Origin of the sequence: Marinomonas pontica (assembly GCF_036322735.1) — a bacterium.
In the GTDB taxonomy this organism is placed as follows: domain Bacteria; phylum Pseudomonadota; class Gammaproteobacteria; order Pseudomonadales; family Marinomonadaceae; genus Marinomonas; species Marinomonas pontica.
This window is the reverse complement of sequence record NZ_AP027271.1, coordinates 40,836-53,394: the sequence shown is the minus strand read 5'-3', so window position 1 is coordinate 53,394 and position 12,559 is coordinate 40,836. Positions and strand designations below refer to the sequence as shown.

Below are 12,559 nucleotides of genomic sequence, written 5' to 3'. Positions count from 1 at the left end.
CGCTCAACACAAAGGCATTTTATATGGCGCAAATTAAACCGATTATTTTGTTAGACCGAGACGGCGTCATCAACCAAGATTCCGACGCCTATGTAAAATCCGTCGAAGAATGGCAACCCATTCCGGGCAGTATCAAATCAATCGCCGCACTTTCCAAAGCCGGTTTTAACGTCTTTGTGGTGACGAACCAGTCCGGCATTGCGCGCGGTTATTACGACGACATCACGCTGCAAGCCATGCACGACAAAATGATCGCACTGGTAGAAGCAGAGGGCGGCACCATCAGCGGCATTCAATATTGCCCACATGGACCAGACGACAACTGCCACTGCCGAAAACCCAAAAGCGGCATGATCGAAAACATCGAAGCGGAGCTTGGACTGTCATTCGAAGAACACCCCGCCATCATGGTCGGAGACTCTCTGAGAGACCTTCAGGCAGGAAATGCACGTGGTTGTTCGCCAGTATTGGTATTAACAGGAAAAGGCCGTGAGACGCAGTACAAAGCGATCGATTTTCCCTTCGCTGTCTATACCGACCTTGCCGCCTTTACCATCGCCACATTGCACAAATACAGCTGATCGAACGTCACACCCAACGCACAACAAACCCACTGTTAGTAACTGCTTACCAACAGCGGGTTTGTCTTTATTAGGTCGCCGATTTTATTGGGTATTTGTCAGGCACTTTTTCAGAGAAATGCAACATGAGTAGCAATTCAATCTCAAGATAAGTAAATTATCATAAAGCAAACACCTGTTTAGTTATGGAAGTCTATATGTCTCAAGGGATGAACAAAGCCAAACTTACCGAAACCGACATCATCACCAAACTCATACTACCCGCCGTCAAAAGCGCGGGATGGGATGATCACACTCAGATACGCCAAGAGTTTCCCATTACGGATGGCAAGGTGGTGGTTCGAGGGCAAATGGCAGCTCGTCAACGAGCGAAATTTGCCGATATCGTTTTGTTTTATAAAGACGGCATGCCACTGGCAGTCATTGAAGCCAAAGCCAATAAATACCCTATTGGTCACGGCATCCAACAAGCTTTAGGCTACTCTGAATTACTAAAAGTACCTTTTGTGTTTTCCTCTAATGGCGATGGCTTTTTATTCCACGATAAAACGAACCCGAATCAAATCGAAACGGAAATAGCGCTAGAAGACTTTCCAAGCTGCGAACAGCTTTGGCAAAAATACATTGTTTGGAAAGGTTACCAAGCACACCAGCTGCCGTTAGTGAGCCAGAGCTATTACAACGATAGCGAAGGTAAAGCGCCGCGTTATTATCAGATGCAGGCCATTAACCAAACCATCGATGCCATAGCCAAAGGACAAGACCGTCTTTTATTAGTGATGGCGACTGGAACAGGCAAAACCTACACCGCCTTTCAAATTATTTGGCGTTTATGGAAAGCCAAAGCCAAGAAACGTATTTTGTTTTTAGCGGATCGTACCGCGCTGATAGAGCAAACCCATATTGGTGACTTTCAGCCATTTGATACCAACATGACGATCATAAAAGGGCATAAAATCGACCCTTCTTACCAGATTTACCTAGGTCTGTATCAAGGCATGACAGGGTCAGAAGAGCTTCAAAAAGCCTACAAAAACGTATCAGAAGACTTTTTCGACTTAATCGTTATCGACGAGTGCCATCGTGGCAGCGCTGACGAAAACAGTCACTGGCGCGAGATTCTGGATTACTTCTCCAGCGCAACACAGATAGGTCTGACCGCCACCCCAAAAGAAACCGAAGACGTATCCAATATTGAATACTTTGGCGACCCCATTTACACCTACTCGCTCAAACAAGGCATCGAAGACGGTTTCCTCGCGCCTTATAAAGTCATCCGAGTGGACATTGATAAAGATGTGCAGGGTTGGCGGCCAGAGAAAAATCAGGTCGACACACATGGCAACCTAATAGAAGATCGAATTTATAACCAGAAAGACTTTGATCGCACGCTCGTGATCGATGACCGCACAGAATTGGTCGCTAAAACCATCACTAACTACCTAACGCGAACCGATCCGATGGCCAAGACCATCGTTTTTTGTAACGACATCGACCATGCCCGACGCATGCGAGAAGCATTAGTTCGACTCAATCCCGAACAAATGATGAAAAACGATAAATACGTAATGCGCATTACAGGGGATGAAAAGGAAGGCAAAAGCCAACTTGGCAACTTCACCAACCCCAAAAAATCGTACCCTGTAATCGCAACAACCTCAGAACTCATGACCACCGGTGTCGACGCGAAAACCTGCAAACTCATCGTCTTGGATCAGAACATCCAATCCATGACCAAATTCAAACAGATTATTGGCCGTGGCACCCGAATCGACGATAAATACGGCAAGCTTTGGTTCACTATTTTAGACTTCAAAAAAGCCACCGAGCTGTTTGCCGACCCACGTTTCGATGGCGAACCAGAGCAAATAAAAGTGGCCTCTGCGCGCGACTTCGAAGCCGATGACGCATTCGAGTCGATTATTGATGGGCACGACGACGGGGTTCTTCCAGACGAAAATTCGGACCCAGACGCCATTCAAGAACCAGACGCAGAATATCACCACGATAATCCCGATGCGTGGGACAATACAGACTACAACCTAAACAACGACAGTGAAGACGAAGACAAAGTACGCAAATTTCATGTCAAAGGCGTAAAAGTGAGCGTCCTTGCAGAACGGGTACAGTACTATGATTCTGATGGTAAACTGGTTACAGAATCGTTTAAAGATTACACCCGTAAAACCGTTGAAAAGCAGTTCGCCAGCTTAGATGAGTTTGTGAAAAAATGGCGTGACGCCGATAAAAAACAAGTCATCATCGAAGAGCTCGAAGAACAGGGCGTGATTTGGAGTTTACTAGAGCAAGAGGTTGGTAAAGACCTCGACCCATTCGATATGATTTGTCATATCGTCTATGATCAGCCGCCATTGACGCGCAAAGAACGTGCGAACAACGTGAAAAAGCGTAACTACTTCACCAAATTCGATGGCGTGGCACAAGAAGTGCTCACCCGATTGCTGGACAAATACGCCGATGAAGGCGTATCCGAAATCGAAAATATTCAAGTCCTTAAAGTCGCCCCATTTGACCAAATAGGTCGCATGAGAGAGATCATCAAAAATGGATTCAACAATGATAAAGAGCAATATTACGACGCGGTAAAAGCCTTGGAAAACGAGCTATACCAACCTCAAATAGCCTAATACTCAACACGCCCACGCCAGCGCACATAACTACGCAGGCGTGAACGCGTAGCGTGTCACCCGCATTCAAAAAATAGAGAACCTTATGTCAATCAGTACTGTTATCAAATCCATTCAAGACATTATGCGCAAAGACGCCGGTGTAGACGGCGACGCTCAGCGCCTCGGACAAATGTCTTGGTTACTCTTCTTAAAAGTCTTTGACGCGCAAGAAGAAGAGTTAGAGTTTGAGATGGACGATTCGTACAAAGCGCCGATTCCAGAAAACTACTTATGGCGCAACTGGGCCACCAACCCAGAAGGCATTACCGGTGAAGAGCTTTTAGAGTTCGTTAATGATGATCTCTTTCCTGATATGAAGGCACTAAATGCACCGCGCGATTTAAACCCTCGTGGCTTTGTGGTGAAAGAGGCGTTTAGCGATGCCTACAACTACATGAAAAACGGCACCTTGCTGCGTCAGGTGATCAACAAACTCAACGAAATCGACTTCACCGACTCCAATGAACGCCACCTGTTTGGCGACATTTACGAACAAATCCTGCGCGACCTACAAAGCGCAGGTAATGCGGGGGAGTTCTACACGCCCCGTGCCGTAACCAAATTTATTGTCAATCGCCTAGACCCTAAGCTCGGCGACCAAATTATGGACCCTGCCGCCGGCAAACGTTACATACCTTCTTTTAATCCCACACCATACATGCTTCAATGGTGACAAATTAAAAAGCTCTTTGTTCAGATGGAAATCCTTGCTGACTAGTATTGAGCTATTCAAGGAGGAACCTAATGGCCAGTCTTGAGCTTATCCATTATCAACCACGACGAGCAGAGATAAATGATGGCTCGCTTCAGTGGAAAGACTTAAAAAGAAAACCAATCAAAAATCTTCCACAAATTGTTTGGGAAGATAATTCAACTTGGGCTGAAGCTAATCTTTGGGCGTTGGATCAAGCCACATCCTCGAAGCGTGATTTAAAAACAGTCCGTTCTAATATATCTCACCTTCTTGCGTATGCGAAATGGTTGGAAGCTGAGTCAATGACTTGGAGGCATTTCCCTGAAAGAGAAAGTGAGCGATGCCTTATTCGTTTCAGAGGGGCTTTGGTAGCAGCAAGAAATAATGGCGAGCTTGCGCCAAGCACTGCGTCACAGAGAATGGCGGCAGTGATCCGTTTCTATAAATGGATGCTCTCACGTCGGCTTATTTCACCGGAATGGCCAATGTGGGAAGAGCGCTCTGTAGGAATAACTCTCACGAATTCATTTGGTCTCGAACACACTATGCGTGTGTCTAGTACTGATCTCTCGATACCTAATCGCAAAGTTGCCGGAGCAATCCAACTGGAAGATGGCTTATTACCCGTGTCCATTTCAGCAATGAAAGAAATACTAGCTTTAGTAGATAACGTGTCTACAGAAGAGCTTTCGCTGATGCTTAGGATAGGTTTCTTCACTGGCTTGAGATTAGGTTCCATCACTGACCTTAAAGTAAAAACATTAATGGATGCCACGATTGTTCCAGAGGTTGGTTGGAAGCGTTTGGCAGTTGGACCCGGAGCAAGGCCGCCAGTGGCAACAAAATTTAGTGTTTCTGGGGCGGTGCCAATTCCTGAAGAGTTACTTGATCTTCTGCTCGATTATTCAATCAGTACAAGACGACTAAAGCGGCAAGCATTAGCAAGTCCTGAAGATCAAGGTCTGCTTTTTCTTACACGTTATGGAAATTCATATAGTGGTGATGATAGCCGAGCCGTCAACGTGGAAATGTCGCGCCTACGGTCAGCTGGTAAAAAAGAAGGCATAAAAGTGCTGCGTGGATTTTATTTTCATAGAACTCGAGCAACTTTTGCAACGGAGTTAATGCGGGTTGCACTTAAGTTCATGCCGGTTGGTGATGCCATTCAGTATGTGAGGGAATCCTGTCTTCATAAAGATGAAAGCACAACCATGAAATACATAAAGTTCATCGAAGCTAATAAGGCAATGTCCGAAGCGGCAGATGCATTTACTAGCTTATTCATGGGGCTTGCTAGAGGATCTGCTGATGAGTGAGCTAGATCTTACGTTTCCTAGTTTTCCACTTGGTACACATCAAGTGCCATGGGATATGAAAATACTACTATTCAAAGATGCTGCAACTGTAGCCCGAAAATCGGCGATGTTATCGATAGATAAGGGTGAATTTGGCAAGCCAATCGAAGAACGAATCCCACTAGTTATTGCTTTTCATGAAGCTATTTCTTCTATGATTAGCCTCGGAAAATCTCGGGCACTAGTTGAATCAAGCTTGGAAGTACTTTGGCGTTTTTTTTCTTGGTCAGATGCTAATTCGGAGCATATTTCTCGAGAAACGCTAATCGATATATTCAAACGATGGACTGAGCTCCAAATTCATAGATCTCATGTCAAAAAAGAAATCAGCGCCAATTACGCTTATCGGCAAGTATCAAGAATGGCTGATCTAATTGCAAAAGCATTACAGCTACCTGGGGCTAAACCCGGTAAAAACTTAGTACTTCAAACAAGAATGAGAAAACCGCCTGAGAAGAAGCGCGTTTTAGGAGCCGAAGCCGATAAGCAGAACCTAAATCACACATTCGAGTATGGTCATGTACTAACAAAAATATGCGGCGCCTTGGATGTAACAACAGTCCGCGGAAAGTTACCGATACTGATTGATGTCGGCAGTGACATGGTGCTGACGTTAGCGGGGAATTTAATAGACCCAGGTATGGACACAAACTCTATTAAAGGTATGACCATGAGGCGCAATGCTCAGATTGCCAGAGCGCCATTGACGGATGATGAAAGCCTGTTCGATAGACACAAGCGTTCTGGAATACTTAACCAAAGAGTAGAAGCAGAGTTGCTTATATTTATTGCGCAAACTGGAATGAATCTTACCCAAGCAGCGAGTCTTGAAAAGGAGAGCTATCGATGGAAATCAAACGGTGAAGATCTTGAGGTCTTTCGTGTTTATAAAGGTCGCCGTAGTGGTGAAGCCATTTTTCGTTGTTTCAAATCGTATCGTGAGCACCTAGAAAAATATATGGTTTGGCTAGATGAAACGGGGTTTAGTGATCATGACAATCGATTATTCCCTCTTTTGAGTAGAGGAATGATTCGCGCGAAAGGCGCTAAAGTGAAGTTTTCTACTACCAAAGAGACATTCAAGAAAATCAACCTAGCGTTCATTGGGCCTAAGCAACTGCGTAAAACCCGAGTAAATTGGTTGCTTAGACGTAGTCGTGACCTAAATCTCACGGCTGAACAAATGGCACACGATAAAGGTGTTCTTCTACGTGACTACGAGATGCCGCATCACCAATCAGCAGCCGCTGAAATTATTAATTTTCACAACGCAACAGATCCTGCTTTTTCACCGCCTGGCCCCGGTCTTTGTATTGACGAAGGCCATAAACCTGAATCGATAGCAGAACTTCCCAAAGAAGCGCCAAAACCAGATTGCGTTAGTCCGGAAGGTTGTCTTTTCTGTACCAAGCATCGAGATATTATGAGTTCTGAATATTGTTGGAAACTCGCTTCTCATTCTCACATAAAGAGTTTGGAGACGGCTCTCTATAAACCGTCTAATAAACAAGAAGTACACCCAGGTTATCGCGTTATCGACCGAATCACTCAAAAACTCGAAGCGATTGCCTCAGGTAGTCAAATTAGAGCTATGTGGGTCAAAGAAGCAAAAGATTCAATTCGCTCGGGCAGGTATCACCCTTATTGGGACGGGCATATCAAATTGTTGGAGATGATTGTATGAATGTTGCTGAGCTTCCAGGATTACAAATTGAGTCACCGATAATTACGACTGGCGCGGAAAATTTCAGGCCATCTAGTTGGCCGCCTCCGATCGATTTTCCAGTGATTGCTGATGCTAAAGGAAATGTGGTTTCGCGTTATGGCGATGTTCGTTGGGATCTATCTCCATGGGCAGGCCACACTCTAACCATTCATTTCGGCGATGGGCCAGGGCAAGGAAAAAAAATAAGTCCAGAGAATGCCTCTTTGTTGCGTCAAATAGTTGCTTGGTGGCTTTGGGGCGCGGGTGCTGTGCGCTCGGCCCGTTATTTAGTTCATAAGTTTGAGTCTATCAAGCCGCTATTTGTAGCGTGCACAGATAACGGCATAGTTGCATCCGAGTTATATAAGTTCCCCAGAGTAATCAAAGACGTTGCTAACTATTACTCTGCTAGGGGCAATCGGCTTATCTCGTACCTAAATATGTTGAGTTATGCCGAGGAACAATTAGGGTTTACCTTACTCAATGAAAAAGGGATAAAAATTCTTAGCGAAGCTTTACCAAATATTGAGACAATACAAACCGCTTATATCCCTGTTCGTATTTGGAATTATCAGATCACCCGATTGCGAGAATGTCTGGATGACTTTATGGCCCATAAAGATGACATCGAAGCTTGTTACAATTTTTGTTTGGATGCCTATGCAAAAAATTCCGGAGGCAGTCTTTCGATGGCTTTTGGAGGGATTGGAATCAACGCCCCATTTAACGGCAGGCGATCTATCGGCTTGCAGAAATCAGGTAAAGTGTTTTATGGAAAGTTTCGCGACACGATTAGGAATTATAAAATTGAGGGGCTTCTAGAAAAGTGGTGCAACACTGAGAATAAGATGGCGCCAGTGACTCTTTCAAGCTATTTGAGTTTAGTTTGCCAAGCTGGCCTTGCGTATATTCTGAACTTCTCTTTGATGCGTGTAGAAGAAGCTGGAAAACTAAGAGCCGACTGTTATGAGCTAGAGTCCGATCCTTTGGGTAATGATATCCATCTTTTAAAAGGTATTACGACTAAAACCATTGAAGATGGCGACGCTCGTTGGATTGTTTCACCAACTGTAGATATTGCAGTTAAAGCGATGACAGCTGTTGCAAGTATGCGAATGAAAGCTGCTATAGAAAACCCATTTATCAAATTAGCCAAGGAAGATATAGAAAATCCAGTCTTGCAGTCTCTACCTCATGAGCCATGGAGCCCACGGGCTCCGCTAAAGCAACCTATCAAGAAATACAAAAAGGCGCGATCCTATGGCGATATTTGGAACATCTGGCCAAAACTTTTCGATGCTAAAGAACTGACTATTACAGAAGCAGATCTAGAGATGGCTAACCGGTTGACTGACGGGCTTGATCCTGAAAAGTTTGCTGTAGGTAAAGTGTGGCCATTAGCCTGGCATCAACTGAGACGCACCGGTGCGGTAAATATGCTTGCTAGTGGATTGGTGAGCGAAGCTTCACTTCAGTACCAACTTAAGCATGCTAGTCGCGCCATGAGCCAATACTATGGCAAAAACTATTATCGCCTAAAAGAACCACTGAACGATGAAACCCGTGGTTATTATCTGCGTCAAATGTACCAGGCAATGGTACGCGAATTTAAGTCCTTACAATCTGATCAATATGTATCTCCTCATGGTGAGAAACGGAAGGATCAGATTCTTCACGAGATAACTGAAAAAGATCATAAGCAGCTAATCAAAGCAGCGAAGGCAGGCAATATTAGTTACCGACAAACATTTCTAGGTGGTTGCGCAAACTCAGGGCCTCCCTGCCCATTAGGTGGTATCAGCAATATAAGCGCCTGTATGGGGTTCGGCGAAGAAAAGCCATGCAAATCTGCATTATTGGATAAAGACAAACTACCGATGATAAATCAGCTTAGAGAAGTGGTTTCTATTCAAATTATTGAAGCCGAAGAAGGCTCACCCATGCATGAATCATTACAAGCACAATTAGAATCAGCGGAGCGAGCAATCAATGTCATCGAAAACACTTGAACCAAAGAAAATCAGTAAAGCTGAATTAAAGTTTCGAGATGCCTTTGAGCGTCTCAAACTTGGAAAGCCAGACATAGTCCCAAAAGGCACACCACTGAGCCAGAACAATGTTGCTAAAGAAGCTGGCGTAGACCCTTCTGCGCTTCGTAGAGCACGATTTCCTGAGTTGGTGTCAGAGATTCAAGATTGGATCGAGACCCACAAAGATGAGCAAACGCATAAATCGTCTAGGCAAATGATGCTTGCTCAAAGATCGAGAAACCGGGATCTAAAAGAGAAATACAAGTCTCTGGAAGAACAGCGCGATAAGGCGCTAAGCCAATTGCTAGATGCTCAGACATGCATTCTGGAGCTTACCTTAGAAAACCAACGGCTTCGTGCCCAATTACCAAGCAGTAAAGTAACGCATCTCTCTGATCGAAATAATTTAAGTTGAACTCACAAAATGCTACTCAAATCTATAATTGCTGGTATGCTACGGTGTTAATTCTAATAACAAATTGCTAGAGGCACAGCCATGATCCGCTGCCATCTCGCCCGTATGATGGGCGAACACAAGATGCGTATTGCTGACGTTGCCAGAGAGACGGGGCTTAGTCGCGCTACTATCACGCTGCTCTACAAAGAAACGGCCCAGAAAGTGGACCTAGAATCCATTGAGAAACTATGCCTGCTGTTTGAGTGCCAGGTAGGTGACCTGCTCGAACTGGCATAGCAATGAACAATCTTTTAAAGATAACGAACCAACAATTATAAACAGGAAGACTACATGACAAGCTCACAACAACGTGCTGCCCTTCAACGCCAGATCTGGGCCATCGCCAACGATGTACGTGGCTCAGTAGATGGTTGGGACTTTAAACAATATGTCCTCGGCACCTTGTTTTACCGCTTTATCAGCGAAAACTTTGCCCTCTATATTGAAGCCGGTGACGACAGTATTCATTACGCCGCGCTCGGCGATGAGGTGATCACGCCAGACATCAAAGACGATGCCATTAAAACCAAGGGCTACTTCATTTACCCCAGCCAGCTGTTTGCCACTGTGGCTAAAAACGCCAACAACAACGAAAGTCTGAACACCGATTTAGCCGCCACCTTTGCCGCTATCGAAGCCTCGGCCAGTGGCTATCCTTCTGAGGGCGACATCAAAGGCCTGTTTGCCGATTTCGATACCACCAGTAACCGCCTCGGTAATACCGTTAAAGATAAGAACTTGCGCTTAGCCGCTGTTTTAAAGGGCGTGGCAGGCCTGGATTTTGGTCATGATTTTTATGAAAAGAGTGATGCTGCCCAAATCGACTTATTCGGCGATGCTTACGAATTTCTTATCTCCAACTATGCCGCCAATGCCGGTAAATCCGGCGGTGAATTCTTTACCCCGCAGCACGTATCAAAGCTGATTGCCCAGTTGGCCATGCACAAGCAAACCAGCGTCAATAAAATTTACGACCCAGCTGCCGGTTCCGGTTCGCTGCTGCTGCAAGCCAAAAAGCATTTCGACGCCCACATTATTGAAGAAGGCTTTTTCGGGCAGGAGATAAACCACACCACATACAACCTAGCCCGTATGAATATGTTTTTGCATAACATCAACTATGACAAATTCAATGTGCAGTTGGGCAATACCCTGACTGACCCGCACTTTGGTGACGATAAACCCTTTGATGCCATCGTTTCTAATCCGCCTTATTCGGTGAAGTGGATAGGCAGTGACGACCCAACGCTCATTAACGATGAACGCTTTGCGCCCGCAGGCGTGCTCGCACCCAAATCCAAAGCCGACTTTGCCTTTGTGCTACATGCACTGAGTTACCTATCGAGCAAAGGCCGTGCAGCGATTGTTTGCTTCCCCGGTATTTTTTACCGGGGCGGCGCTGAGCAAAAAATCCGTAAGTATTTGGTAGACAACAACTACGTCGAAACGGTCATTTCACTCGCGCCCAATTTGTTTTTTGGTACCACTATCGCCGTAACGATTCTAGTGCTCTCCAAACATAAAACCGACACCAATACCCAGTTTATTGATGCAAGCGGGCTGTTTAAGAAAGAAACCAATAACAACACCCTCACCGATGAACACGTCAAAGCGATCATGGACGTATTTGATAGCAAAGCAAATGTGGACCACTTTGCTAGGTCTGTGCCTTATGATGAAGTTGCTAACGACTACAACCTGTCGGTGAGCAGTTATGTAGAGGCTAAAGATACCCGCGAGGTAACCAATATTGCAGAATTGAATGCTGAGCTGAAGATTACTGTCACCAAGATCGATCAACTGCGCTTAGATATCGATGGGATCGTTGCGGAGATTGAGGGATGAGCCAATTGAGTTTTATGGAGAAACTGCTGGGTGGAGCAGTCACAAAATGGCTACCACTGAAATCTCTGTGCGGTTTGATTACAACGGGTAAATTAAACGCTAATGCTATGGAAGATGATGGCATCTATCCATTTTTTACGTGCAAGGAAGCACCTTATAAGATAAATACACATGCCTTTGATTTGGAGGCTATTTTAATATCAGGGAATGGAAGTCAAGTTGGCCACTTAAATTACTACAAGGGTAAGTTTAACGCCTACCAGAGAACTTATATCGTTGGTGACTTTCAAGAATGCGTTCAGGTGATGTATTTATTTCACTATTTGAAACATACTTTGAAAGCATATATTACTCAAAATTCGAGAAAAGGTTCTGTTCCTTACATAACCATGCCAATGCTCGAAAATTTCCAAATTCCCATCCCTTGCCCAGACAACCCCAAAAAATCACTGGAAATCCAAGCCGAAATCGTCCGTATACTGGACACCTTCACCGAGCTGACCACCGAGCTGACCACCGAGCTTAATGCCCGTAAAAAACAATACAACTACTATCGTGACCAGTTGTTGAGTTTTGAAGAAGGGGATGTGGAGTGGAAGACTTTAGGCTGGATTGGCGAAGTTCGCATGTGTAAGCGTATTATGAAAAATCAGACTTTAGACGCGGGTGACATCCCATTTTTTAAAATTGGAACATTTGGCAAAGAACCTAACTCGTATATTTCACGCGAAATTTTCGAGGAGTACAGGGATAAATATAACTACCCTAACGTTGGCGAAGTACTTATTTCCGCTAGCGGCACAATAGGTAGAGCTGTAATTTTTGATGGCGAAGATGCATATTTTCAAGATAGCAACATTGTTTGGCTTGAGAATGATGAAAGTAAGGTGCTGAACAAATTTCTATTTTATTTTTATCAAATAGCAAACTGGAATGTTTCAGACGGTGGAGTGATTAAGCGGTTGTATAATGACAATATTAAAAAAACATCTATTCCAATACCGTATCCAAACGATCCTGAAAAATCGCTTGCTGAGCAAGCCCGTATAGTCGCCATCCTCGACAAATTCGACGCGCTCATCAATTCGATCACCGAAGGTCTACCCCGAGAAATCGAACTACGCCAAAAGCAATACGAGTATTACCGCGATTTACTATTAAGCTTCCCTAAGCCTGATACAGAGGCGGCGGCCTGATGTCTC

The 12,559-nt window shown here is 44.7% G+C and carries 10 protein-coding genes; all 10 read left to right on the top strand.

Annotation, left to right across the window (positions count from 1 at the left end):
* Nucleotides 1-23 precede the first annotated feature (23 nt).
* The 10 genes from gmhB to AABA11_RS00175 all read left to right on the top strand — a co-directional run bounded on the left by gmhB (nucleotide 24) and on the right by AABA11_RS00175 (nucleotide 12,553).
* Nucleotides 24-581 (top strand): D-glycero-beta-D-manno-heptose 1,7-bisphosphate 7-phosphatase, encoded by a 558-nt coding sequence (gene gmhB, locus AABA11_RS00220; RefSeq protein ID WP_265727436.1) that lies wholly within the window; start codon nucleotides 24-26, stop codon nucleotides 579-581.
* A gap of 197 nt (nucleotides 582-778) precedes the next feature.
* Nucleotides 779-3,229 (top strand): EcoAI/FtnUII family type I restriction enzme subunit R, encoded by a 2,451-nt coding sequence (gene hsdR, locus AABA11_RS00215; protein WP_265727437.1) that lies wholly within the window; start codon nucleotides 779-781, stop codon nucleotides 3,227-3,229.
* Between the two features lie 85 nt (nucleotides 3,230-3,314).
* On the top strand, nucleotides 3,315-3,944 hold the full coding sequence (locus AABA11_RS00210) for an N-6 DNA methylase (protein WP_338264453.1): 630 nt from the start codon (nucleotides 3,315-3,317) through the stop codon (nucleotides 3,942-3,944).
* Nucleotides 3,945-4,015: 71 nt separating this feature from the next.
* Nucleotides 4,016-5,281 carry a site-specific integrase gene (locus AABA11_RS00205; protein WP_338264451.1) on the top strand — a complete coding sequence of 422 codons (1,266 nt, stop codon included), beginning with the start codon at nucleotides 4,016-4,018 and terminating at the stop codon, nucleotides 5,279-5,281.
* Nucleotides 5,274-7,004, top strand: a complete 1,731-nt coding sequence (locus tag AABA11_RS00200) for a site-specific integrase (RefSeq protein WP_338264450.1) — start codon at nucleotides 5,274-5,276, stop codon at nucleotides 7,002-7,004. The genes AABA11_RS00205 and AABA11_RS00200 overlap by 8 nt, the downstream gene beginning before the upstream one ends.
* A complete protein-coding gene (locus AABA11_RS00195) occupies nucleotides 7,001-9,034 on the top strand; it encodes a hypothetical protein (protein ID WP_338264448.1) in 2,034 nt (677 codons plus the stop codon). The genes AABA11_RS00200 and AABA11_RS00195 overlap by 4 nt, the downstream gene beginning before the upstream one ends.
* Nucleotides 9,015-9,470 carry a hypothetical protein gene (locus AABA11_RS00190; protein ID WP_338264446.1) on the top strand — a complete coding sequence of 152 codons (456 nt, stop codon included), beginning with the start codon at nucleotides 9,015-9,017 and terminating at the stop codon, nucleotides 9,468-9,470. Before AABA11_RS00195 ends, AABA11_RS00190 begins: the two co-directional genes overlap by 20 nt.
* Nucleotides 9,471-9,551: 81 nt before the next feature.
* On the top strand, nucleotides 9,552-9,749 hold the full coding sequence (locus AABA11_RS00185) for a helix-turn-helix domain-containing protein (protein WP_115469689.1): 198 nt from the start codon (nucleotides 9,552-9,554) through the stop codon (nucleotides 9,747-9,749).
* Nucleotides 9,750-9,803: 54 nt separating this feature from the next.
* Nucleotides 9,804-11,357, top strand: a complete 1,554-nt coding sequence (locus AABA11_RS00180) for a type I restriction-modification system subunit M (protein WP_338264442.1) — start codon at nucleotides 9,804-9,806, stop codon at nucleotides 11,355-11,357.
* Entirely contained in the window at nucleotides 11,354-12,553 is a 1,200-nt protein-coding gene (locus AABA11_RS00175; RefSeq protein ID WP_338264440.1) for a restriction endonuclease subunit S, read from the top strand. The genes AABA11_RS00180 and AABA11_RS00175 overlap by 4 nt, the downstream gene beginning before the upstream one ends.
* Nucleotides 12,554-12,559 lie beyond the last annotated feature (6 nt).